20 protein-coding genes and 1 pseudogene are annotated in these 22,890 nt (G+C 63.0%); 8 read left to right on the top strand and 13 right to left on the bottom strand.

Translation table 11 applies throughout. The annotated features are described in order from the left end of the window. Positions 1–283 precede the first annotated feature (283 nt). On the top strand, positions 284–469 hold the full coding sequence (locus ACF8FG_RS15600; RefSeq protein ID WP_274147262.1) for a hypothetical protein: 186 nt from the start codon (positions 284–286) through the stop codon (positions 467–469). Positions 470–639: 170 nt separating this feature from the next. On the opposite strand, the gene ACF8FG_RS15595 is transcribed toward ACF8FG_RS15600, so the two are convergent. The 6 genes from ACF8FG_RS15595 to nicC form a co-directional block, all read right to left on the bottom strand. Next, the gene (locus ACF8FG_RS15595; protein ID WP_318080683.1) at positions 640–1,932 is read right to left on the bottom strand and encodes an OprD family porin; all 1,293 of its coding nucleotides are present in this window, start codon (positions 1,930–1,932) and stop codon (positions 640–642) included. Positions 1,933–2,070: 138 nt separating this feature from the next. After that, entirely contained in the window at positions 2,071–3,384 is a 1,314-nt protein-coding gene (locus ACF8FG_RS15590; RefSeq protein WP_134697519.1) for an MFS transporter, read from the bottom strand. Positions 3,385–3,592: 208 nt separating this feature from the next. Further along, entirely contained in the window at positions 3,593–4,234 is a 642-nt protein-coding gene (locus tag ACF8FG_RS15585; RefSeq protein ID WP_003251109.1) for an N-carbamoylsarcosine amidohydrolase, read from the bottom strand. A 15-nt stretch (positions 4,235–4,249) separates the two neighbouring features. Then, positions 4,250–5,002: a maleate isomerase gene (locus tag ACF8FG_RS15580; protein WP_003251112.1), complete on the bottom strand. Its 753-nt coding sequence runs from the start codon at positions 5,000–5,002 to the stop codon at positions 4,250–4,252. 13 nt (positions 5,003–5,015) lie between these two features. After that, positions 5,016–5,822, bottom strand: coding sequence for an N-formylmaleamate deformylase (nicD, locus tag ACF8FG_RS15575; protein WP_318080684.1), 807 nt, complete (start codon positions 5,820–5,822; stop codon positions 5,016–5,018). Further along, complete coding sequence (gene nicC, locus ACF8FG_RS15570) at positions 5,819–6,967, bottom strand: 6-hydroxynicotinate 3-monooxygenase (protein WP_014590414.1); 1,149 nt, start codon at positions 6,965–6,967, stop codon at positions 5,819–5,821. The genes nicD and nicC overlap by 4 nt, the downstream gene beginning before the upstream one ends. Before the next feature lie 321 nt (positions 6,968–7,288). Between nicC and ACF8FG_RS15565 the strand changes: the two genes are divergently transcribed. From ACF8FG_RS15565 to ACF8FG_RS15550, 4 genes are all read left to right on the top strand, one after another. Then, complete coding sequence (locus tag ACF8FG_RS15565; RefSeq protein ID WP_004577272.1) at positions 7,289–8,341, top strand: 2,5-dihydroxypyridine 5,6-dioxygenase; 1,053 nt, start codon at positions 7,289–7,291, stop codon at positions 8,339–8,341. A gap of 70 nt (positions 8,342–8,411) precedes the next feature. After that, positions 8,412–8,888 (top strand): MarR family winged helix-turn-helix transcriptional regulator, encoded by a 477-nt coding sequence (locus tag ACF8FG_RS15560; protein ID WP_003251120.1) that lies wholly within the window; start codon positions 8,412–8,414, stop codon positions 8,886–8,888. A gap of 437 nt (positions 8,889–9,325) precedes the next feature. Further along, positions 9,326–9,799 (top strand): (2Fe-2S)-binding protein, encoded by a 474-nt coding sequence (locus tag ACF8FG_RS15555; RefSeq protein ID WP_014590413.1) that lies wholly within the window; start codon positions 9,326–9,328, stop codon positions 9,797–9,799. Beyond that, positions 9,796–13,359: a molybdopterin cofactor-binding domain-containing protein gene (locus tag ACF8FG_RS15550; protein ID WP_392518940.1), complete on the top strand. Its 3,564-nt coding sequence runs from the start codon at positions 9,796–9,798 to the stop codon at positions 13,357–13,359. The genes ACF8FG_RS15555 and ACF8FG_RS15550 overlap by 4 nt, the downstream gene beginning before the upstream one ends. 3 nt (positions 13,360–13,362) lie before the next feature. Here the strand turns inward: ACF8FG_RS15550 and ACF8FG_RS15545 are convergent, their stop codons facing one another. Then, on the bottom strand, positions 13,363–14,001 hold the full coding sequence (locus ACF8FG_RS15545) for a TetR family transcriptional regulator (RefSeq protein WP_070383640.1): 639 nt from the start codon (positions 13,999–14,001) through the stop codon (positions 13,363–13,365). Between the two features lie 105 nt (positions 14,002–14,106). Here ACF8FG_RS15545 and ACF8FG_RS15540 point away from each other — a divergent pair, with 105 nt between their 5' ends. After that, complete coding sequence (locus ACF8FG_RS15540) at positions 14,107–15,069, top strand: XdhC family protein (RefSeq protein ID WP_070383639.1); 963 nt, start codon at positions 14,107–14,109, stop codon at positions 15,067–15,069. 90 nt (positions 15,070–15,159) lie between these two features. Beyond that, positions 15,160–15,285, top strand: a pseudogene (locus ACF8FG_RS15535) (LysR family transcriptional regulator); the annotation flags it as partial. On the opposite strand, the gene ACF8FG_RS15530 reads toward ACF8FG_RS15535, so the two are convergent. After that, entirely contained in the window at positions 15,245–15,973 is a 729-nt protein-coding gene (locus ACF8FG_RS15530) for a FadR/GntR family transcriptional regulator (RefSeq protein WP_014590409.1), read from the bottom strand. The pseudogene ACF8FG_RS15535 and the gene ACF8FG_RS15530 sit on opposite strands and share 41 nt — an antisense overlap. A gap of 96 nt (positions 15,974–16,069) precedes the next feature. Between ACF8FG_RS15530 and ACF8FG_RS15525 the strand changes: the two genes are divergently transcribed. After that, positions 16,070–16,816 (top strand): FadR/GntR family transcriptional regulator, encoded by a 747-nt coding sequence (locus tag ACF8FG_RS15525; RefSeq protein WP_012051868.1) that lies wholly within the window; start codon positions 16,070–16,072, stop codon positions 16,814–16,816. On the opposite strand, the gene ACF8FG_RS15520 is transcribed toward ACF8FG_RS15525, so the two are convergent. From ACF8FG_RS15520 to ACF8FG_RS15500, 5 genes are all read right to left on the bottom strand, one after another. Next, complete coding sequence (locus ACF8FG_RS15520) at positions 16,801–18,621, bottom strand: glycosyl hydrolase family 28 protein (protein WP_014590408.1); 1,821 nt, start codon at positions 18,619–18,621, stop codon at positions 16,801–16,803. The genes ACF8FG_RS15525 and ACF8FG_RS15520 overlap by 16 nt on opposite strands. 28 nt (positions 18,622–18,649) lie before the next feature. After that, positions 18,650–19,426, bottom strand: a complete 777-nt coding sequence (locus ACF8FG_RS15515; RefSeq protein ID WP_014590407.1) for an ABC transporter ATP-binding protein — start codon at positions 19,424–19,426, stop codon at positions 18,650–18,652. Between the two features lie 11 nt (positions 19,427–19,437). Then, on the bottom strand, positions 19,438–20,277 hold the full coding sequence (locus ACF8FG_RS15510; RefSeq protein WP_012051865.1) for an ABC transporter ATP-binding protein: 840 nt from the start codon (positions 20,275–20,277) through the stop codon (positions 19,438–19,440). Positions 20,278–20,288: 11 nt separating this feature from the next. After that, positions 20,289–21,203, bottom strand: a complete 915-nt coding sequence (locus ACF8FG_RS15505; RefSeq protein ID WP_012051864.1) for an ABC transporter permease — start codon at positions 21,201–21,203, stop codon at positions 20,289–20,291. A 61-nt stretch (positions 21,204–21,264) separates the two neighbouring features. Continuing rightward, positions 21,265–22,875 carry an ABC transporter substrate-binding protein gene (locus ACF8FG_RS15500; protein ID WP_070383638.1) on the bottom strand — a complete coding sequence of 537 codons (1,611 nt, stop codon included), beginning with the start codon at positions 22,873–22,875 and terminating at the stop codon, positions 21,265–21,267. Between the last annotated feature and the right edge of the window lie 15 nt (positions 22,876–22,890).

Genomic DNA, 22,890 nt, shown 5'->3' with positions numbered 1-22,890 from the left:
GCAATTGATACATGAAGTTTCTAAACACGCCTCCAGCTTTGCGCAGTACCTGCGTTGGGTGCGCTGCCCCTCGAAAGCGCCCGAACCCAGCCAATACGGTAGATTGAGCTTGCTTGGGAGGACACGATCTGAAACACGACTTGTAGGATTATTTACCGCACTCCGTAGGAAAGGTCGCGGCAATGAGTATTGCCTGTATGAAACATCAGTTTCTCCGGCAAATTCGAGCTGCTACGGTCCATTTTTCCTACAACGGTACGGAAGCCTACAGCGTGAGAAAAGCATGGACTCGTTCAAAACCTCTGCACTGAAGTTGCAGAAAAATCTGCTTAACCTGCGCGTTGAGCGTGAGCGCTTAAGAGGTGAAGGCAAGGACAAGGAAGCGGATCAACTCACTGGGCCGATCGCGCGGCTTGAGGAGGCCATTCGGCAACTGCCAGATAGCCTGAAGCCCGACACCTTGCAGTGACCTGCAAGAGCCATTGTCATGCTCCACAGCTCAAACCTACCCAGCACGTGCAGGAGCAGCCTTGCGCTGCGAAGAGCGCGGTAAGGCAAACGACTGCCTTAGGCAGTTATTGCTTCTTCGCAGCACAAGGTTGCTTCGGGAACCGAGCTGGCGCCGGGTCACCTACCCCCTCAGAACAACTTGATCGTGTAACTCAGAATCAAGCGGTTCTCATCTATATCTGTCCGGTAGTTGGAGCGCGCCATCACGTTGCGCACCCGTATCCCAAGCCCGGCCAACGGCCCGCTTTGCACCACGTAGGCCAGGTCCAGGTCACGCTCGCGGTCACGCCCTTCAAAGCCCAGCCCTGTTTCCACGTCTCGCCCCTTTACATAACGCAGGGTCGACGTCAGCCCCGGAAGCCCCAAGGCGACAAAATTGTAATCATGGCGCACCTGCCACGAGCGTTCACCCGGCGCCGAGAACTCATAGGTCGGCAGCGTATTACCCATCGGGTTGGTGTTGGCGCCTACCTGGATAAAGCCGTCATCCCCGCCGATCTGCTGATAGCCCACATAGAAGGTATGCCCGCCGGTCTTGGCCGAGAACAGGCTGAACAGCGCATGGTTATCGTAGTCGCCAGCCACCTTGCTCCCGTCCTCGCGGGCATCGAAGTAACCGGCATTGACCCCCAGCGTCCAGCCCCCGATCGGCTCGGCATGCTTGAAGCTATAGAAGCGCTGCTGGTAGATATCCTCCAACTGCGCCTGCCAGACACCGACGCTGGTACGGTTGTCGTTGAAGGCATAGTCGGCACCCACGTAGTTGAACCGGTCGCTGGTAAAGCGCGCCAGCCGCGCCGGGTTGATCGGATCGTTGACCAGCGCGTACATCTTCTGGCTGTTGGACGAGTCGCGCAGGCTGGTGGAGCGGAACTGGCCGGCGCTCAGGGTCAACCCGGCGAACTCGCGCGACTCCAGCATCGCGCCCTGGTAAGTCGGCGGCAACAGGCGCAAATCGCTGAACAGCAGCACCGGCAGGTTGGGCATCAACTCGCCCACCTTCAGCTCGGTTTGCGACACCTTGAACTTGATCGCCGCACCCAGGCGGCTGTATTCGTCCGCCGACTTGCCGCTGTCCAGGCTGGGCAGCAACCCGGACCGGGCATGTTCCGGGCTGCTGTCGAGCTTGAAACCCAGCAGGCCGGTAACATCCACACCCACGCCAACGGTGCCCTGGGTATAACCGGAGCTGGCATTGAGGATAAACCCCTGCGCCCATTCCTGGGTACGCGACTGGGTGCTGGCGCCCTTGATATCGGCATAGTCGCGGCTGAAGAAGTAATTGCGCGCCTGCAGCGTGGCGCGGGCACGTTCGATGAAACCGGGCTCGTCTGCCGAGGCTTCCGCACACAAGGCGGCGGCAATACAACCGCCGGCCAGTCGTGCAGATGAAGAAAAACGCGGCGCAGTGAAACCTTGCATAGGGCTACTCCTGGATTTGGGCAACAGCAACCCGGCGCGGCGGCACTGCATGGCCACCGGCGTGCGGGTTGCATCGAGAGAGGTCGGCAGGCGGGCCCCCGGCCCGCCTGCCCTGCCGTTGCGTGAAGCGCTGGGCCGCTAGCGGTTGACCAGCTTGGCCGGCAAGGCGATGACCAGGAAGCAGCTGAGGATCAGGCAGCCGGCAAACACCCACAGCGCAGCGTGCGAGGTGCCGGTGAGGTCGGTGACCACGCCCATCAGTGAGTTGCTCACCAGGCCGGCGATGTTGGCTACCGAACAGGCCAGGGCAAAACCGGTGGCGGCTGCGGTGCCTTTGAGGAAGGTCGCCGGCAGGCTGAAGAACACCGGCACCGCGCCGATGATCGCCGCCGAGGCAATGGCGAACAGCACCACGGTCATCACCAGGTTCTGGCTGAACAAGGTGCTGCTGGCCATGGCGATTGCACCAATGATGAACGGCACGATGATGTGCCAGCGGCGCTCGCGGTGGCGGTCGGAGCTGGCCCCGATCATGAGCATGCCGGCCAGCGCGGCCAGGCTTGGAATGGCCGTGAGCAGGCCGATATGGAAGGTATCGCTGACGCCCGCATCGCGGATGAAGGTCGGCATCCAGAAGCCCATCGCATAGGCGCTGAGCAGGATCGAAAAGTCGATACCACCGAGCATCCACACCTTAAGGTTGAAGAAGCCATCACGGAAGCTGTGTTTGCTGTCCTTGCCCTCGGCATCGTCCGCGGCCAGGTCTGCCGCCAGTTGTGCCTTGTCGTCAGCCGACAGCCATTTGGCCTGCTGGAAATGGTTAGGCAATGCCCAGAACGTGAGGATGCCGAGTAAAACGCTGGGGATCGCCTCCAGCAGGAACAGCCACTGCCACCCATGCAAACCGTGAACCTGGTCGAAATGCCCCATGATCCAGCCAGAAATCGGCCCGCCAATCACGCTCGACAACGGCAGCCCGATCATGAACAGGGCAATGATGCGCCCGCGGCGATAAGTGGGGTACCACATGGTCAGGTAGAACAGCACGCCTGGCAGGAAGCCGGCTTCGGCCGCACCCAGCAGGAAACGCAGGATATAGAACTGGGTGGTGCTGGTGACGAACATGGTGCAGGCCGAAAGCAGGCCCCAGGTGATCATGATGCGGGCGATCCACAGCTTGGCGCCAACGCGCTGCAGGATCAGGTTGCTCGGCACTTCGAAGATGATGTAGCCGACGAAGAACAGCCCGGCACCCAGGCCATAGGCCGCTGTGCTGAACTGCAGGTCTTCGAGCATCTGCAGCTTGGCGAAGCCGACATTGATGCGGTCCAGATAAGCTGCGAGGTAGCAGAAACACAAGAAGGGGATGAGCCTCCAGGTGATCTTGCTGTACAACGCTTTCGTGCCATGGTCGATGTCACTGTGGACCGTGGTTGCATTCGCAATTGGCATTTCCTGTCTCCTGGCGGGCGACTTTGTGGTTGTTTTAAGGCCAGCAGTTTTCGACGCGCCGGGCACGCCGCGCATTCTACGCGGCGGGCCTGGACAGCGCCTGAAGACCCCGAGTGCTCCTGCGGGGCGACCACCCGGACAGCAGGCGGTCATGGACGGGCTTCCCGCACCGGTCCTTGATTGTTATTGGGTAGGCGCTGCCCGGCGTTCAGCCGGCCAAGTGCCTGAGTTGCTGCATGGCATCCTGCCGGGTGACGACATCGCCGTACTTGCTGTCGATGTCGAACAGGTTGGCTTCGTGCGGGTCGCTGTGGCGGTCACCGACACACTCGCGCACCACGATGGTTCGAAACCCGTGCTGCATGGCATCCACCGCACTGGCGCGGATGCAGCCGCTGGTCGAGCAGCCAGCCAGCACCACGGTATCCACCCCTTGTGCATGCAGCAGCGGGGCCAGGCTGGTGGCAAAGAAGGCGCTGGCGTACTGCTTACTCAGCACCACCTCCCCTGCCTGTGGCGCAACGGCCTCGCAAAAGGCTGCCAGCGGGTTACCTTCGACCATGTCCTTCATCACCGGCGCCTTGCGCACCCACACGCCGCCGTCAGCAAAATGCGGCGGCTGGTAGCGGATGTTGGTATGCACCACCAAGGTACCGCAGTCGCGCGCCAGCGCCAGCAGGCCGGCGGCCTGCTCGACCGCCGCGACCACGCCTGGGGCGTACAGCGGTGCGCCCGGGGTGGTGTAGCCCTGCATGAAGTCGATCATCAGCAGGGCCGGCTTGCGGCCAAAGCCGATGCGCTGGCCCCACACACCCTGGTAGTTGTCACGGGCGCTTTGTGCGTCGCTCATGTCCACCTCCCGATTTCAGTAGGCGCCAGACAGCAAGGCACCGGCGCCCGGTACGATCGGCTCCAGGTCCAACGCCTTGAGCATGGCGTAGGTGGTGGCGATGGCAGCGGTGACCACAGGCTTGCCGGTTTGCGCCTCGACCTTGGCCACTGCCGGCAGCGATTGCATCTGCACGCACGCCGACAGCACCACCACATCGACACCTTCAAGGTCCATGCCGGCGACGATGCCTGGCAGGTTGGCCGGGTCGTGACGGGCCACGGCGAGGTTGTCGGGGATTTCCAGCGCGCGCCAGTCCTGCACCTCGAAGCCTTCCTCGCGGATGTAGTTCACCACCAGCTCGGTCAGCGGCTTCATGTACGGCGCAACGATGGCAATGCGCTTGGCCTTCATCACATGCAAGGCCTCGACCAGCGCCCCGGCGCTGGTGATCACCGGCGCCAGTGCATCATTGTCGGCGGTGGCCTGCTGCAGGCGTTTTTCAGATTGACGGTGATAGCCCAGCCCCATGGCCATGATCGCCACAAGGCAGGCATAGCCCAGCACATCGACCTTGGCGTCGGACAGCTCCACTGCGCAGCGGTCGGACTCGGCGTCCATCGCGGCCAGCTCTTCCTTCTTCACCTGCTTCATGCGCATGCGGCTGGAATGGAAGGTGAACCGCTCGGGGCGGATCGCCTGGCGTGCGTTGAGCATCGCCGGAATTTCGGTTTCCATGGTGGTGTTCGAACTCGGCACGATCTGGCCGATGCGGTATAGCTGGGTCATGTCTCGTGCTCCGTCAGACGAGGGGGTGGTCGAGGAAGTCGCCAAAGGCGGCGAAGAAACCGTCCAGGTCATCCCAGGGGATCATGTGGCCGGCGTTGTCCACGTACGCGACCTGGATATCCGGCTTGAGCTCGCGCATTTCAGCAATGTCACGGGGCTCGATCACCCCACCCCGCCCGGCCACCATCAGCAATGCCGGCTGGCGCACCGCGGGCAGGTACTGGTGGATATCGACCCCGTGGAAATCATCGAAGGCCCGCACGATCGCCGGCTCGTAGCAGGTGTGCAGCCACTCGGCACGCAGGGCCAGTTGCTCGTCGCTCCAGGTGGCGCAGAAGGCGCGCATGTCATCGCCGCTCATGCCAACCGTGGCTTGGCGGATCGAATCTACGTACCACGGCAACTTGCTCGGGTAGGCGCGGCGGCCCGGCCCGGACACCGGTGGGTCGACCAGCACCAGCCGCTGCAGCCCCGGCGCCCCTTGGGCGGCAGCGCGGATGGCAAAACGCGCCCCCATCGAGTGCCCGACAAGATGGTAGCCATCCAGGCCCAGCGCGGCGGCAAAGGCGGGAATATCCGCAGCACAAGCGTCGGTGCCGTAGTCCAGTTCGGGGCCGCTTGAAGACAAGCCGCGCCCGCGCACATCCAGCACATAGGTGTCGAAATACTGCCCAAGGCGCTCGGCGACAAAGCCCCAGGTGATCGCTGGGCTGGTGATGCCTGGCACCAGGATCAGCGCATGGCCCTTGCCGCCATAGTGCAGGTAATGCTGCCGGATGCCATTGGCGCTGACGTTACCACCAGCGACGAAGGTGCTCATGCCGCCTCCCCGCTATTAAGCTGCTGCTCATAGAGGTCGTAGCCGTAAACCCAAGCTGGGTCTTCCTGGGTGTAGAGCCAGGTGTTGGCGTTGGATACCGATTGCACCTGCGATGCCCGCTCTTTACGGTTGGCCTCGTACAGGGCGAACGCCGTGCGGTGGTCCGACACCCCGGTCTCCTGCAGGCAGCGGGTCAGCATGGCCGCGTCCTCGATGGCCATGCACGCGCCCTGGGCCATATGTGGCTTCATCGGGTGGCAGGCGTCGCCCAGCAGCACCAGGCGACCACGGCTCCACAACGGCAACGGGTTGCGGTTGCGCAGCGGCCACTTGGTAATCGATTCGGTAGCGTCGATCAGCTTCTGTACGGTGGGGTGGTAGCCTTCGAAGGCTGCGCGCATTTCTTCCTGGCTGCTGTCGACGAACGCACCCTGGAAGTCCCAGGCCTCATGTGGCACGCCGGTGACGAAGTAATACTCGTCGCGCTTGCCGGTGGTGTAGTAGACCATCATGTGGCGGTCTTCGGACCACCATTTGACGCAGGGCTCGAACACATCGGCATGCTGTGCCAGGTTCACCCCGCGAATCAGTGCACGGTGCGCGACCCAGCCGCTGTAGATCGGCGCTTCAGCCCCCAGCAACTCTTCACGGATCTTCGAATGGATGCCGTCGGCCCCAATGACGATGTCGGCCACGGTGTGGGTGCCGTCGGCGAAGTCCAGGCGCACCTGGTCACCTTCGTCGACGATCTTTTCCAGACGCTTGCCGAAGTGCACGGTGCCCGGCTGGATGGCCTCGATCTGCAGGGCGTGCAGGTCGCCACGGTGGATGGTGATGTACGCGGCGCCGTATTCGCGGCGGGCAAACTCGCCCAGCGGAATGCGCGACAGGTAATCACCGGTATTGCCGTCGCGGCTGAACCAGAAGTCCGGGTGCGAGCCCATCAGCTCCAGCTTCTGCTCCAGCCCCATGCGGCGGAAGATTTTCATCACGTTAGGGCCGATATGAATGCCCGCGCCCAGGCGGGTGAACGCCGGAGCCTGTTCGAATACCTCGACATCGAACCCGGCCTGTTGCAGCAACGTGGCGGCGGCTGCCCCACCCAGACCTGCACCGACGATTGCGATTTTCTGCCTACCCCGCATGGGTATGTCTCCTCTTGTTCTGATAGGTGGCCAGCGGTTCAACCGCCTGACTATTTAGAGCGTATACGCTACAAATGACTTTTGAAAAGAGCCAGCTTAAAATATTTTTCAAACAGCTGAACGAAACGAAAACCGGCTGACTGTTACCGTAAATACTGGACTATGTGTGGATAGGTAACGCTTGAACAGATAACTTGCGCTCGCTGGCAGGATGCGTTTTCATCTGCATAAGTAGGGTGTACACACTATTATTTTGCACCGAGATGAAGCACCAGGCACTGCCATGGTGCGCCCCTGTCAACGCCACCCAGGAGAACCCCGATGCCGGTGAGCAATGCACAACTGACCCAGATGTTCGAGCACGTACTGAAGCTGTCTCGCGTGGACGAAACGCAGAGCGTGGCCGTGCTCAAGAGCCACTACTCCGACCCGCGCACGGTCAACGCCGCCATGGAGGCCGCCCAGCGTTTGAAGGCCAAGGTGTATGCGGTAGAGCTGCCGGCGTTCAACCACCCGACCGCCATGGGCAACGACATGACGGCCTACTGCGGCGACACCGCGCTGACCGGCAACCTGGCGGCGCAGCGGGCGCTGGAAGCGGCCGACCTGGTCGTCGACACCATGATGCTGCTGCACTCGCCCGAGCAGGAGCAGATTCTCAAGACCGGCACGCGCATCCTGCTGGCCGTAGAGCCACCCGAGGTGCTGGCGCGCATGCTGCCGACCGAAGACGACAAACGCCGGGTGCTGGCTGCCGAAACCCTTTTGAAACAGGCGCGCAGCCTGCATGTGCGGTCCAAGGCCGGTAGCGACTTCCATGCCCCGCTCGGCCAGTACCCGGCCGTGACTGAGTACGGCTATGCCGACGAACCGGGGCGCTGGGACCACTGGCCCAGCGGCTTTCTGTTCACCTGGCCGAACGAGGACAGCGCCGAGGGCACGCTGGTGCTGGACGTGGGCGACATCATCCTGCCGTTCAAGAACTATTGCCGCGAGCGCATCACCCTGGAAATCGAAAAAGGCTTCATCACCGGCATACATGGCGGCTTCGAGGCCGAGTACCTGCGTGACTACATGAAGTACTTCAACGACCCCGAGGTATACGGCATCTCGCACATAGGCTGGGGCCTGCAGCCGCGCGCGCAATGGACGGCCATGGGCCTGCACGACCGCAACGACGGCATGTGCATGGATGCCCGTGCGTTCTACGGCAACTTCCTGTTCTCCACTGGCCCCAACACCGAGGTCGGCGGCAAGCGCAAGACTCCGTGCCACCTGGACATCCCGCTGCGCAACTGCGATATCTACCTGGATGACAAGGCGGTAGTGCTGGCCGGCGACGTGGTTGCACCAGAGGAGTCGCGAGCGCGATAGGGGTTATACTGGCCGGGCGCTCCGCTATTGGCGGCCGGCCAGCCTCTTTCCACCCAGCCCAAGCCATCCTATGTCGAAAAAAACCACCCCCAGCAGCGCCCCGCTCGACAACACCCCCTACGACGTTACCGAACAGGTCGGGCACTTGCTGCGCAAGGCCTACCAGCGGCACACGGCGATCTTCCAGCAGCAGGCCTGCGACCCGCAGCTTACCTCGATCCAGTTCGTCACCCTGTGCGCCCTGCGCGACCACGGCCCCAGCTCCCAGGCCGAACTGATCAAGGCCACCGCGGTGGACCAGGCAACCATCCGCGGCATCGTCGAGCGCCTGAAGGCGCGCGAGCTGGTGCAGCTTTCGCCAGACCCGGGCGACCGGCGCAAGGTCATCGTCGAACTCACCGAAAGCGGCGCGGCCTTGCTCGATGCAATGATCCCCTGCGCCCGGCAGATCAGCGAATTGAGCATGGGCAGCCTGAATGCCGGGGAGCGCGTAGCCATTTTGTACCTGCTGCGCAAGATGATCGACAGCGACGAGAACGCGGGCTGAAAATTGTTGTGACTGCCGCGGTGGCCGTCACAGATACGCGGCCTGAGAGATCAAGCACATCGCGAGCAAGCTCGCTCACATTGGACACGCATCGGTGGTTGGACACAGGCCGTCGTAGGAGCGGGTTCACCCGCGAATGGGCCGGTCCTGCTAGCCAATCTCCACCTGCCGATCACCGTTGCCGCCACCACCGTATTCGCGGGTAAACCCGCTCCTACACACGCATCGGGGGTTCGGCACAGCGCGATGCGCCGCGCGGGCGGCGCTCGATTTCTCAGACGCCGACAATCTTCCTCCCTGCCCCCCACCACAGCTCTCTGCAAATTCATCTCTGGCCTGCTTCTTGCTCACTCATTTCATGTAGTGAGTACTTACCGAAACGCTCGCGTCATTTGAGTCCTTTGGTAGCGCAAGCAACCTCCAGAGATGAGCCAACAATGCAAATAACCATCTCCCTGCAGGTCAACGGCCAGCCCGTCGAAGTCAGCGCCATGCCTGACACCCCGCTGCTGCTGATCCTGCGCAACGACCTGTGCCTGAACGGCCCCAAGTACGGCTGCGGCCTGGGCGAGTGTGGGGCGTGTACGGTGATCATCGACGGCGTGGCCGCCCGCTCCTGCGTCATCCCCTTGGCCGGCGCCGCTGGCCGCGATATCACCACCCTCGAAGGGCTGGGCAGCAAGGCCGCGCCGCACCCCGTACAACAGGCGTTCATCGACGAGCAGGCGGCCCAGTGTGGTTACTGCATGAACGGCATGATCATGACTGCCAAGGCCCTGCTCGATCGCATTACCGACCCCAGCGACGAACAGATTCGCAATGAGCTGTCCGGCAACCTGTGCCGCTGCGGCACCCACGTCGAAATCCTGCGCGCCGTGCGCCGCGCTGCCGAGACCCGGAGAAAGCCATGAACCACTCACAACAGGTGCCCAGCCGCGACCAACTGCTGGCCAAGACCGGCGTGTTGCTGATCGTCGACCAGATCACCCCACCCTCAGGCCCTGTGGCCAAGGGCGTGACACCTATAGTCAAGGAACGTGAGCTGGCGTTGTTCATCGCGGTCAGCGACAACGGCATGGTCTACGCCTTCAATGGCCATGTCGACCTGGGCACTGGCATCCGAACCTCGCTGGCGCAAATCGTCGCCGAAGAGCTGGACCTGCGCATGGACCAGGTGCACATGGTGCTGGGCGACACCGAGCGGGCACCCAACCAGGGCGCGACCATTGCCAGCGCCACCCTGCAGATTTCCGCGGTACCGCTGCGCAAGGCCGCAGCCACAGCGCGACGCTATCTGTTGCAACAGGCCGCCCTGCGCCTTGGCTGCCCGCCCGAAATGCTGCGCATTGAAGACGGCACGGTTATCGCCAGTAACGGCAGCACGCTGAGTTTTGCCGAACTGGTGCAAGGCGAGAACCACCGGCTGCACATTGCCGACGACGCCCCGCTCAAGGCCATCGAGAACTACCGCCTGGTCGGGCGCAGCGCCCCTCGGGTAGACATCCCTGGCAAGGCCACCGGCGAGCTGACCTATGTGCACGACATGCGCCTGCCCAACATGCTTCACGGTCGGGTCATCCGCCCACCCTATGCCGGCCATGACAGCGGCGACTTTGTCGGCAACAGCCTGCTGGCGGTGGATGAATCCTCCATCGCCCATCTACCCGGCGTGGTCGCCGTGGTGGTCATCCGCGACTTCGTCGGCGTGGTGGCAGAGCGCGAAGAGCAAGCCATCCGTGCAGCCCATGAGCTGAAAGTCAGCTGGAAGCCCTTTACAGGCAAGCTGCCCGACCTTAGCGATGTCGCCCAGGCCATCCGCGACAACCCGCGCGTGCAGCGCACCGTGCTGGACCAGGGCGATGTCGACGGCGGCATCGCCAACGCCAGCCAGCGCCTGAGCCGCAGCTACCTGTGGCCTTACCAGCTGCACGCATCGATCGGCCCATCATGTGCGCTGGCCGACTTCACCGCAGGGCAGATCCGCGTGTGGTCAGGTACGCAGAACCCGCACCTGCTGCGCGCAGACCTGGCCTGGCTGCTGGCGTGCGATGAAGCACGCATCGAGATCATTCGCATGGAAGCAGCCGGTTGTTATGGCCGCAACTGCGCCGATGACGTGTGCGCCGACGCGGTGTTGCTGTCGCGTGCGGTGCAGCGCCCGGTGCGGGTGCAACTGACCCGCGAACAGGAACACGTGTGGGAGCCCAAGGGCACCGCGCAGCTGATGGAAATCGATGGCGGCCTGAACGCCGATGGCAGCGTGGCTGCCTATGACTTCCAGACCAGCTACCCGTCCAATGGCGCGCCCACCCTGGCCCTGCTGCTGACCGGTGCCGTGGAACCGGTGCCGGCGCTGTTCGAGATGGGCGATCGCACGTCGATCCCGCCTTACGATTACGAACACATGCGCGTCACCATCAATGACATGACGCCACTGGTGCGCGCCTCGTGGATGCGGGGGGTGTCGGCCATGCCCAACAGCTTCGCCCACGAGTCGTACATTGATGAGCTGGCCTTCGCCGCTGGCGTCGACCCGGTCGAATATCGCCTCAAGCACCTGTCCGACCCGCGCGCCATCGACCTGGTCAAAGCCACCGCTGAACGCGCGCAATGGCAGCCGCATACCCGGCCCATGCAGACACAGGCCGAAGGTGATGTGCTGCGCGGCCGGGGTTTTGCCTATGCGCGCTATATCCACAGTAAATTCCCCGGCTTCGGCGCGGCCTGGGCAGCGTGGGTAGCTGATGTCGCAGTGGACCGGCGCACAGGCGAAGTGGCCGTCACCCGGGTGGTGATCGGCCACGATGCCGGGATGATGGTCAACCCCGAGGGTGTGCGTCACCAGATCCACGGCAACGTCATCCAGTCCACCAGCCGGGCGCTCAAGGAGCAGGTCAGCTTCGAAGAGTCGACGGTGGCGAGCAAGGAATGGGGCGGCTATCCGATCCTGACCTTCCCCGAGGTGCCAGCTATCGACGTAATGATGCTGCCGCGCCAGCACGAGCCGCCAATGGGCAGTGGCGAGTCAGCCTCGGTACCCAGCGCAGCGGCCATCGCCAATGCCATTTTCGACGCCACCGGCATTCGGTTTCGCGAGCTGCCGATCACTGCCGAACGCGTGCGCGCTGCGCTCGGTGGCGAAGGCCAAGGGCCAGATGCGCCCGCGCCAGCGCAGCCGTCAACCAAGCGTTCGAAGTGGTGGTTCGGTTCGCTGGCCGGGGTGTTCGGCGCCGCATTGGGCATGCTTGCCACCGCCTTGCCCTGGCGCGCCGAAATCGCCCCGGTAACGCCACCTGCTGTCGGCAGCTGGAGCGCCGCCATGCTCGAGCGCGGGCGCCAGGTGGCGGCGGCGGGCGACTGCGCCGTGTGCCATACGGTCAGTGGCGGCAAGGCCAATGCCGGGGGGCTGGCAATGGATACGCCTTTCGGCACGCTATACAGCACCAATATCACCCCCGACCCGGAAACCGGTATCGGCCGCTGGTCCTTCGCGGCCTTCGAGCGGGCCATGCGCGAAGGTATCAGCCGCGATGGCCGGCACCTGTACCCGGCGTTTCCCTACACCTCGTTTCGCAACATCAACGACGCCGACATGCAAGCGCTGTATGCCTACCTGATGTCGCAAACCCCGGTACGCCAGGAAGCGCCCGCCAACCAGATGCGCTTCCCGTTCAACCAGCGGCCGCTGATGGCCGGTTGGAATGCGCTGTTTCTGCAACGCGGCGAATACCAGCCCGACCCGCAGCGCAATGCGCAGTGGAACCGCGGTGCCTACCTGGTCGACGGCCTGGGGCACTGCACGGCATGCCACTCGCCGCGCAACCTGCTGGGCGCAGAAAAAGGCGGTAGCAGCTACCTTGCCGGCGGCATGGTCGATGGCTGGGAGGCCCCGGCCTTGAACGCCCTGGGCAAGTCATCGACGCCGTGGAGCGAAGACGAGTTGTTCAACTACCTCAGCACTGGCTTCTCCGAAAAACATGGCGTGGCGGCCGGCCCCATGGGCCCGGTGGTCAGTGAGCTTGCCACCCTGCCAACAAGCGACGTGCGCGCCATTGCCCACTACCTCAGCTCCCTGGATGGCGAGCCGCAGACACTGGCCACCAATGCCGCGCCTCAGGTGGACTCGCACGTGTCGCTGAGCAACGGCGAGCGGGTATTCAAAGGTGCATGCCTGGCCTGTCACAGTGATGGGCTGGGGCCGAAGCTGTTTGGCGTCAGCCCGTCGATGGCGGTCAACAGCAACGTCCATAGTGACCTGCCGGACAACCTGCTGCGCGTTGTGCTGCACGGCATTCCGACCCCGGCAACCCGCGACCTGGGCTACATGCCCGGTTTCAAGGACAGCCTGTCGGACCGCCAGGTAGCCGACCTCGCGGCCTACCTGCGCCATCGTTTTGCCGCCGACAAACCGGCCTGGCAAGGGCTGGCGTCCAAGGCTGCGCAGGTACGCGCCAACCCTGGCAGCCACTGAGGCTCAGCGGCGCAAGCCGCGCAGCGCAAGGTCACTGATGAAGGCCAGCCAATCGGCCTTGGCCTGCTTGTCGGCCAGGTCCACGGCCAGGAACGAGCTGAGCGTATGGCGGTTGGAGTTATAGAAGTAGCAGAGCGAGGCAATCATCAGGTAGGCGTGGGTAATGCAGATATCGTCACGGAACAGGCCCTCTGCCTGTCCGGCCTCGATGATCGGCCGCAACACGCCGACCGCCTCGCCGGACAGCGCCCTGAGGTTTTGCGACTTGCGCGCATGCAAGCCCTGGTGAAGGTTTTCGGTGGCGAGGATGGTGACGAATTCGGGGTGGCGCACATAATAGTCCCAGATAAACGCCACCAGTTCGCGCAGGGCCTGCTCAGGGTCGGCGAGGTCGAGGCGCAGCTTCGCTTCGGCCTGGTTGAAGCTGGCATAGATGTGCTCCAGCACACTGATGAACAGCTTTTCCTTGCTGCCGAAGTAGTAATAGATCATCCGGTCGTTGGACTTGGCCAGCGTGGAGATCTGCTCGATGCGCCCGCCAGTGAAGCCTTCCTTGCTGAAGACCTTCACTGCGGCCTTGAGAATATTGTCCCGGGTGCGGTCGGCCTGCTGGGCGCGAACACCGGTTTTGCGAGTTTGCATGTCGGTCCCTGTGGGGCTGGCCAGATACCCAACACTGCCACAGACATTGAGCCATTGCGCGGCTTTTTCGACTGGGCTGACACGATAGACGCGAGGGAGCGGAACATGCAGCATCTCGACCTACAGGTGGTCGACAAGGCACTGCAATGGGCCCGGGCCGGGGATACGGTGTGGCTGTGCACGGTGCTGTCCACCTACGGCTCGGCACCCCGTTCGCCTGGGGCTATGCTGGCTTGCCGCAGCGCGCAGGATTGGGTTGGGTCATTATCCGGCGGTTGCGTGGAAGAGGAGTTCCTTGCCAGCCTGGCACACGGTGCGTTCAGCCAACCGGCACAGGTGGTGCGTTACGGAGACGGCCAGGAACAGAGCCGGCGCTTGCGCTTACCTTGCGGTGGTGTGCTGGTGGTATTGGTGGAGCGGCGGCAGGCGGATGGCGCTTGGCTGAAGCACCTGCATGCGTTGCACGGGGCACTGTTGGGGCAGCAGCGGGTCATGCGCAAAGTCAGTATGCCGGCGGGTGAATTCAGTGTGCATGACGACAACCGTGCTGGCGTGCGCATGCACCACGACGCAATTTACATCGGCATTGGCCCTGCCCTGCGGTTGGTGCTGGCCGGGCTGTCGCCGGTCGCTCAAGCCTGTGCCGATATCGCTCACACGCTGGGCTGCGAGGTCATCGCCTGCGACCCGCGCGAGGAGATGGCGCACGTCGTAATCGAGGGCGCACAGATGCATCGGGTGCTGCCTTCGCTGTTCATTGCTGCGGGTGGTTGCCATGCGGCTACCGCCATTGTGGCGCTGACGCATGATCCGAAAATCGATGACCTGGCATTGATGGAGGCGGTGAATACCCCAGCGTTCTATATAGGCGCCATGGGTTCGGCGGCCACGTCAGCCCGTCGCGCCGAGCGGCTGCAGCGGATTGGCGGGCTGACCGACAAGCAGATAGAACGGCTGCACATGCCTATTGGGCTGGACCTGGGCAGCAAGGCGCCAGCGGAGATCGCGCTGGCGGTGATGGCGGATGTGCTGCGGGTGTATCGGGGCAAGGCGCGGGATGCGCTGTGAGGTTAGCCACCGCCCCAAGCCATCAAGCAGCCTGCGCCTGCCCCGCCAACTGCCGGGCACGGTTCAGTTCGCCCTGCAAATCATCGCTTACTGCCGCCACCCGTGAAGTTGCCGAACATCGAGATCAACCTGTTCTGGCACAGACGGTACATCAAGGACCCGGCCAACCGATGGCTCAGGCAATTGATGTTCGATCTGTTTTCGGACACTCGCTGACCGCGCGCTGGGCACGTGTCAGGCAGTTGACCAAGTGCAGCCGCATGGCAGCGCGGGCAGCACCGGCATCCTTGCGGGTAATCGCGGCATGCACTTGCTCACGCTCCCGCGCCTCCAGTGCCCGTTGCTCGGCATCGCCACCTGGCACTGCTTGCTGGGCCGCAGCCAACAAGGTATGCCCAAGATGGGTCATGGTGTCGATGAAAAAGCTGTTGCCCGTGCATTGGGCTATCTGCAGGTGAAACTCGAAGTCGGTACGCATGCAGGGTGCAGACTGCGTAGCGACACTCCCATCCAGCGCCGCCCGCATGGCAGCCAGTTGCTCTGGGGTGGCACGCTGGGCAGCAATGGCAGCCGCCTCGACTTCAAGGCAAAGCCGCAGCTCGATGATCGCCACCTCGTTGTATGCGCCCCCCATTCCAGGCTTGGCACTCTGGAAGTCACCTGCCGGGATGGCGTCTACAACAAAGGTGCCGATACCACGGCGGGTTTCTACCAGGCCTTCGGCCTGCAACCGTGACATGGCTTCGCGCACCACGGTACGGCTTACGCCACGCGCTTTGGTCACGGCTTCTTCGGTGGGCAATTTGCTTCCCGCTGGCAATTCGCCCGAGAGAATCTGCTGCGACAGGTCATGCACCAGTTGCTGGGCGAGATTCAGGCGTTTTTCCGGGGTGGCAGAAGCCATTGGGCGAACCTTTGCTAAGCGGAAGATCCCGGAGTATACCCGCTGCCCGGGGCCAAAACGCACTATACTGCCCGCTGCCAACACAAGAGCACAGTAATGCCGAACCCGACCGCCAGCCCCCCTCAACAGCCTCGCCGCCTGGCCGAAGCACTGGTCGAGCGCTTCGCCCAACGCATGCGTGAGGGCACGCTCAAGCGTGGTGACAAGCTGCCGACCGAAGCCACACTGATCGAAACCGAAGGCGTCAGCCGCTCGGTAGTACGCGAAGCGTTGTCGCGCATGCAGGCAGCGGGCCTGGTCGAGACCCGCCACGGCGTGGGCACCTTCGTGCTGGACATGCCGGCACCGGAGAGCTTCAACGTGGGGCCGGCAACCATCAGCCTGCTGTCCGATGTGCTCGACCTGCTGGAATACCGCCTAAGCCTTGAAGTGCAAGCCGCCGGCATGGCCGCCGAACGGGCCACGCCACAGGCACTCGAAGAACTGCAGCAAGCCTTGGAAGCCCTGATGCAAGGCCCGGAAAAATCCGGCAGCACGACCAACGCCGACTTCCAGTTCCACCTGAAAATTGCCAAGGCCGCGGGTAACCAGTACCTGATCGATATCATGAAGCACCTGGGCACCAAGATGATCCCCCGCACGCGCATGAACTCTGCCTATACCGGGCAGAGCAACCGCAGTACCTACCTGGCCGGTATCAATGCCGAACATCAGCAGATCTACGACGCCATCGCCAGCCGCCAGGTGGATGCGGCGCGCGCCGCCATGTACCTGCACCTGAGCAACAGCCGTATGCGCCTGCGTGAGGCGCAACGGCTACAGGCATTCTACAGCGAGGCCTGAGGCCCCGGCGCGGGCTCTACGTCCGTATAGACAAGCCCTTGGCTGCCCTGCACCTGCCAAGGGTTGGCACCCCCGGTGTCGGTGAAGCGAAGCCCGTCGAAACGCGAATCCTTGAGGCCATCGATCTTCACCGGGGCTGGCCCGCGAAAGCGCACTCGTTCAAACACCAGGCCCTGATGCCAGGCGCCATGGCTGCTATCGCCCTTGACCTCGATGGCAGCGGTGCGGGCGTTTTCCACGCTTACGTCGCTGACCGTGATATCCCGGAACTGCCCCGCCACCGCCGAGCGCTTGTAATCGAGCTTGGCATTCGGGTCGTTGTAATCCAGGGTGAAGATGAAGGCCTGTTTTGCCGTGTTGCGGATGGCCGAATCACGGAAAGTGACGTGGCGTGCGCCGCCGCCCATGAAGTTGGTGCTTTTCATGCGCAGCCCGGCATCGGTGCCATCGGAGACGTTGTCCTCGGCCAGGATGTTCTGAATCCACGCGCCGGTATGGCTGCCCGCCACGACCATGCCATGGCCTTTGCGGAAATAGTTGTTGAAGATCCAGGCCTCCTCCTGCGCCTTCTGGTGGACCGCATCCGCCCCAGTGCCGGCGGCGAAGTTGACGCAGTCGTCTCCGGTGTCGAAGAAGTTGTTGAACACCAGGGCGCCGCGGCTGTTGGCAAACTCGATACCGTCGCCGTTGTTGGCGTCGTAGGTACGGTGCGTGGTGTTAGCCAGCACCACATTCTGCGTCTCCAGGTTCATGATGCCGTGGTAGGCCGGGTTGACCACCGTGAAGCCACCATAGAACACGTTTTTCACATTGCGCAGGGTAATCAGCGAGGAACGCATCTGACCGTAGGCGTCCTTGACGTTCATGCCCTCGGCAACCGCCCGCTCCACCTGAGCCTTGGCCAGCACGCCATCGTGCATGTAGCGGCTGTTGTCGCTGGGCAGGTAGAAGGGCAAGGCTTGCCCGCGCTCGTCGAGCACATCCGGGTTACGCTTCCAGCCATTGCCGTCGATGGTGCCCTTGCCGACGATGCGGATATTCTCGAAGGCCTGATGCGCACGCGGGTCGCGCGGCAAGGCATTGATCAGCGAGGCCGGACGCACGGTGGTGGAATACGGGTACTGGATATAGCCCTGGCGCGGGTAGTCCTCGGCACGCTCGGAACCTAACAGGGTAGCGCCCTCGGCGATTTCCAGGGTCATGTCGCTCTTAAGGTAAAGCGCCCCGCTCTTGTACGTGCCGGCAGGCAGCAACACCTTGCAGCCCTTGCTGCAAGCATCGATGGCACGCTGAATGGCAGCCGTGTCGAGCGCCTTGCCATCGCCCTTGGCACCGTAGCGCTGCACGTTGAACAGCGCCGGTATGGCCGTGGTTCGCTGCACAACCACGGGGCTGTCAGCAGACTCCTTGCCATTGCGATCGACCGAGCGCACGGTGAAGTGGTACTCGGTATCGGGGGCAAGCCCTTGGGCGGTGAAGCTGTGAATGGCGATGCGGTGGTGGAAGTTGTGCAGGTCCTGCTCGTAAAACCGGTCGATGTACGGTTTGGCCGGTGACACCTGCTCGTTGTTGGCGTTGCTTGCACCCAGCAACCGGCCATTGGCGTACACGTGGTAGTCGACGATCTCGGCATGGCTGGCGGGCTTTTCCCATACCAGGATGATCTGCCGGTCGTCGTAGGCCAGCGTCGGCACCTGGACCTTTGCAGGTGCCTCTACGGCCCACAGCGGCAAGCTGCTGCCCATGGCCAGGGCAACCACGGCAGCACGCACCAGCGAAGCGGGCGCAAGGTTGGCATTCGGCATGTTCTTGTCTTCCTTGTAATTGCCGGGTTCAGGCCGACATGGCCGGGGCACGATCTGCGCTGAAGTCACGGCTGGCTTGCACCAGCATTCGTGTGTAATCGTGGGTGGCCTGGTCCTGGCTCAGTGCCCGGCAGTCCAGTTGCTCGACGATACGCCCCTGCTGCATCACCGCGACCTTGTCACACAGATGGCTGACCACACCCAGGTCGTGCGTCACCATCAGGTAGGTGAGCTTCTCGCGCTGACGCAGGTCGGACAACAGGTTGAGAATTTCTGCCTGCACCGACACATCCAGCGCCGACGTGGGCTCATCGAGCAACAGCACCCTAGGCTCAAGAATCAACGCCCGGGCGATAGCCACGCGCTGACGCTGGCCACCGGACAGCTGGTGCGGGTAGCGGTAACGGTAGCTGTCGTTGAGACCTACCTTGACGAGGATGTCGTTGATGCGATCGTTGCGCTCATCCATGCCGTGGATCACCAGCGGCTCGCGCAGTGCAGTGTCGATGGTATGGCGCGGGTGCAGCGAACCATAGGGGTCCTGGAACACCATCTGCACCTTGCGAAAGTGCTCCTTGGGGAGCTTGTGTTGCAACGGCACGCCGTCAATGCTCAGGGCTCCGCTCCAGTGCCGGTACTGGCCGGCCAGGCAACGCAATACCGTGGTCTTGCCAGAGCCGGACTCCCCCACCAGGCCAAATGACTCGCCATCTTCGACACTCAGGTCGACATTGTGCAGCACCTGGTTGAGCGTGGCGCCAACGCCAAAGCTAAGGTTCAATGCGTGTGCTTGGATCATGGACATGGTCAGTTACCTCAGCAGGAGAGCCACAGTGGGTCGCGTTGCAACACGGGCAAACGCGGGCGGCGGTTGTCCATGCTTGGCAAAGCGGCCAGCAGGCCTCGGGTGTAGGGGTGTTCGGCACGGTGCAGGTCACTGGCAGCCAGCGACTCCACCACGCGCCCGGCATACATCACCAGTACCCGGTCACAGTAATTGCGCACCAGGTTCAGGTCGTGGCTAACGAAGATCAGCCCCATCTGCTGCTCCACCACCAGCTCTTCGAGCACGTTGAGCACCTGCTGGCGCACCGAAACATCCAGCGCCGAGGTCGGCTCGTCAGCGATGATCACTTCCGGGCTGGTGATCACCATCATCGCGATCATGATGCGCTGGCCCATGCCGCCGCTCACCTCATGCGGATAAAGATCGTAGACGCGCTTTGGGTCGCGGATATGCACCTTGTCGAGCATCTGCAGCACCCGCTCACGGGCGTCGTTGCGGCTGGCCTTGTGGTGCGCCAGGTACGCCTCGGCAATCTGGTCACCCACCCGCACCACCGGGTTGAGCGAATACTTGGGGTCTTGCATGATCATCGAGATGCGCTGGCCGCGAATTTTCTGCATGGTCTTTTCGCTGGCACTGAGCAGGTCGACATCGCCGAACTGCAGGGCCTTTGCGGTGATCTGCGCGCTGCCGGGGTGCAGCTTGAGCAAGCTGCGGCCCACGGTGGACTTGCCCGAACCGGACTCACCCACGATGGCGAGCTTTTCCCGGCCCAGGGTGAAGGACACATCACGCACCGCGTGCATCACTTTCTTGCCGTTGACGAAGCGCACATTGAGCGATTCGACATTGAGTTTGACTGCTGACATAAAGCCTCCGGTTACTCGCTACGCGGGTCGAGAATGTCCCGCAGGCCATCGCCCAGCAGGTTGAACGCCAGGCTCACCAGCATGATTGCCGCACCGGGTACGGCTACCAGCCACCAGCACTCGAGCATGTAGCGCCTCCCCGTGGAGATCATCGCCCCCCACTCCGGCAAAGGCGCCTGCGCCCCTAGCCCGAGGAAGCCCAGCGCCGCCGCGGTAAGGATGATGCCGGCCATGTTCATGGTCAGGCGGATGATCACCGACGACAGGCACATCGGTACGATATGGCGCAGGATGATGCGTGTCGAAGACGCGCCCTGCAGTTCGACCGCCACCACGAAGTCGGCCTTGCGCAGCGACAGGGTTTCGGCCCGGGCCAGCCGTGCGATCGGTGGCCAGGAGGTTAACGCAATAGCCACCACCGCATGCTCAAGGCCAGGGCCCAATGCGGCGATGAAGGCCAGCGCCAGCACCAGGCTGGGGAACGAAATGAAAATGTCGGTGACGCGCATGAACACGGTATCGACAATGCCGCCGAAGTAGCCCGATACCGTGCCGATGAACAGGCCGATCGGGCCGACGATGACCGTCACCAGGGCGATGATGTAGAGGGTGATACGCGCGCCATAGACCAGCCGGCTGAAGATATCCCGGCCGTATTCGTCGGTACCGAACCAGTGCGCGGCACTGGGTGCCTGCAAGGCATTGGCGAGGTTCTGGATGACCGGGTCGTGGGTGGCGATCCACGGCGCGAACGCCGCTACCACGACCAGCAGCAAGGCCACCAGCAAGCCCGCCAGGGTCATAGGGTTGCGGACCAGCAGGCGCAACACCCGCAGGCTGCTTTTGCCAAGGGCCTCAAGGCTGGACGCCGGGGCATCGGCCTGCCGCTTGGCGGTAGATTCGGTAGAAGATATGTTGGCAATCATCGGCAAGTTCTCGATGTGGAGTCATGGCCGCTCGGGGTACCCGTGAGCCCCCGGACGGTACTCAACGTTGCTTGTAGACGCCCAGGTAGCGGGTGGCTTCGGCGTCGTCGCCAGTGAAACCCTTGACGTCGGCTGCGCTTACGGCGGTGTCGGTCATCTGCGAAATCATCATGATCGGCCCCACCTCGTCGTCGTACAGTTTCTGCGCCTGCTGGTACATGGCCAGGCGTTTGGCCGCATCGCGCTCGACCCCCACCCGGTCGATCAGGTCATTCAGCGGGGGGCTGAAGAACGACGCTCGCCAGCCCTGGAAGTTGGGCAGGCCAGCGCTGTCACTGTTGTCGGGGTTGTAGACGAAGGTGCGCAGGCTGAAATACGGGTGCGGATAACGCTCGGCGCCCCGCGCCACGATCATCTCAAAGTTGCGCGCGCGCATGGCGCCATACACTTGGTTGCCGGTACCGGTGACGATAGTGGCCTTGATGCCACCTTCAGCCAGGGTCGACTGCATACGTGCAGCGATATCAATGAAGGGAGGTTCGGACAGCGTGCGAATGGTTGTATTGAAACCATGTGGGTAGCCCGCCTCTGCCAGCAGTGCCTTGGCTTTGGCGACATCCAGCTTGTGGCCCGGGTCGGGCAACCGGGCCTCGAGCCCAAGCTGCATCGGCTGCTGGTTGAGCTTGCCGTAATGCGGCATCACCTGCTGGTCCAGGCCCTGGTAGTCGATCAGGTTACGCACCGCTTCACGGACTTTGCGGTTGGCAAACTCCGGCTGCTTCATGCTCATCGCCACGTAGTACAGGGTGCCGCGCTGCAACGCTTGCACCTGGAGTGTGTCGGAACTCTCGATGGCCTTGATATCCGGCGCAGCCATACCGTAGGCCAGGTCCAGGTCACCGCGTTCGAGCATCAGGCGCAGTGACTGCGACTCGGTCATGTGGCGGACCAGCACTCGCTTCATCTTCGCCGGGCCTGCCCAGTACCCGTCGAAACGGGTCATCACCAGCGCATCGTTGGCGCTCCACTTGGTCAGGGTGAACGGCCCGCTGCCTGCCTCATTGGTGACCAGCCAGGCCGCGCCCAGGTCACCGTTCTTCTCATGCTTGAGCACTTGCTGGCGGTCGACCACGACAGCGCTGGGGGACACAGCCAGCGAGTCGATCACCAGCAACGGGTCGGTCGGCTGCGGCAGGTCGATCACCAAGGTATGGCTATCGGTCGCACGGATCAGCTTTTGAATGTTTTCGACACTGTAGCCGTAGGCCTTCCAGGTGGTAGCCAGGCCATAGTTGAGCTTCATCACCCGGTACAGTGACCAGGCCACATCTTCGGCAGTGAGCGGGTTGCCGGAATGGAACAGGACATCACCGCGCAGGTGGAAGGTGATCTGCTTGCCGTCTTCGCTGACGTCCCAGCGTTCAGCCAGTTGTGGCAGGTGCTTGTCCGGGTTGCCCTGGTCGCGCTTGATGAGCGTGTCGTAAAGGTTGGCATTGATGCCAGAGGCATCCAGGCCGGGCGCGTTGGCCGGGTCGATGGAGAACAGGTTGACCATGCTCATGCCGACGATCAACTGGTCGCCAGGGGTTTTCGCCTGCACCACAGCGAGCGGGCCGAGCAGCAGCGCTGCGCCCAGCAAAGCCATACGCAGCGGCGGGAATACAGTCTTCATGGCGCATCCTTTTTT

The sequence above is a fragment of the Pseudomonas sp. YQ_6 genome (assembly GCF_043103245.1).
GTDB lineage: Bacteria > Pseudomonadota > Gammaproteobacteria > Pseudomonadales > Pseudomonadaceae > Aquipseudomonas > Aquipseudomonas alloputida.
This window is presented reverse-complemented; position numbering and strand designations above follow the sequence as displayed.

Coding starts and splice junctions, on each gene's coding strand:
- ACF8FG_RS15580 (WP_003251112.1), bottom strand. CDS start 5,002: ATGACCCAGCTATACCGCATCGGCCAGATCGTGCCGAGTTCGAACACC.
- ACF8FG_RS15585 (WP_003251109.1), bottom strand. CDS start 4,234: ATGAGCGACGCACAAAGCGCCCGTGACAACTACCAGGGTGTGTGGGGC.
- ACF8FG_RS15505 (WP_012051864.1), bottom strand. CDS start 21,203: ATGATTGCCAACATATCTTCTACCGAATCTACCGCCAAGCGGCAGGCC.
- ACF8FG_RS15525 (WP_012051868.1), top strand. CDS start 16,070: ATGCCGAACCCGACCGCCAGCCCCCCTCAACAGCCTCGCCGCCTGGCC.
- ACF8FG_RS15520 (WP_014590408.1), bottom strand. CDS start 18,621: ATGCCGAATGCCAACCTTGCGCCCGCTTCGCTGGTGCGTGCTGCCGTG.
- ACF8FG_RS15590 (WP_134697519.1), bottom strand. CDS start 3,384: ATGCCAATTGCGAATGCAACCACGGTCCACAGTGACATCGACCATGGC.
- ACF8FG_RS15540 (WP_070383639.1), top strand. CDS start 14,107: ATGCAGCATCTCGACCTACAGGTGGTCGACAAGGCACTGCAATGGGCC.
- ACF8FG_RS15555 (WP_014590413.1), top strand. CDS start 9,326: ATGCAAATAACCATCTCCCTGCAGGTCAACGGCCAGCCCGTCGAAGTC.
- ACF8FG_RS15560 (WP_003251120.1), top strand. CDS start 8,412: ATGTCGAAAAAAACCACCCCCAGCAGCGCCCCGCTCGACAACACCCCC.
- ACF8FG_RS15600 (WP_274147262.1), top strand. CDS start 284: ATGGACTCGTTCAAAACCTCTGCACTGAAGTTGCAGAAAAATCTGCTT.
- ACF8FG_RS15545 (WP_070383640.1), bottom strand. CDS start 14,001: ATGCAAACTCGCAAAACCGGTGTTCGCGCCCAGCAGGCCGACCGCACC.
- ACF8FG_RS15510 (WP_012051865.1), bottom strand. CDS start 20,277: ATGTCAGCAGTCAAACTCAATGTCGAATCGCTCAATGTGCGCTTCGTC.
- ACF8FG_RS15500 (WP_070383638.1), bottom strand. CDS start 22,875: ATGAAGACTGTATTCCCGCCGCTGCGTATGGCTTTGCTGGGCGCAGCG.
- nicC (WP_014590414.1), bottom strand. CDS start 6,967: ATGCGGGGTAGGCAGAAAATCGCAATCGTCGGTGCAGGTCTGGGTGGG.
- ACF8FG_RS15595 (WP_318080683.1), bottom strand. CDS start 1,932: ATGCAAGGTTTCACTGCGCCGCGTTTTTCTTCATCTGCACGACTGGCC.
- ACF8FG_RS15515 (WP_014590407.1), bottom strand. CDS start 19,426: ATGTCCATGATCCAAGCACACGCATTGAACCTTAGCTTTGGCGTTGGC.
- ACF8FG_RS15565 (WP_004577272.1), top strand. CDS start 7,289: ATGCCGGTGAGCAATGCACAACTGACCCAGATGTTCGAGCACGTACTG.
- nicD (WP_318080684.1), bottom strand. CDS start 5,822: ATGAGCACCTTCGTCGCTGGTGGTAACGTCAGCGCCAATGGCATCCGG.
- ACF8FG_RS15550 (WP_392518940.1), top strand. CDS start 9,796: ATGAACCACTCACAACAGGTGCCCAGCCGCGACCAACTGCTGGCCAAG.
- ACF8FG_RS15530 (WP_014590409.1), bottom strand. CDS start 15,973: ATGGCTTCTGCCACCCCGGAAAAACGCCTGAATCTCGCCCAGCAACTG.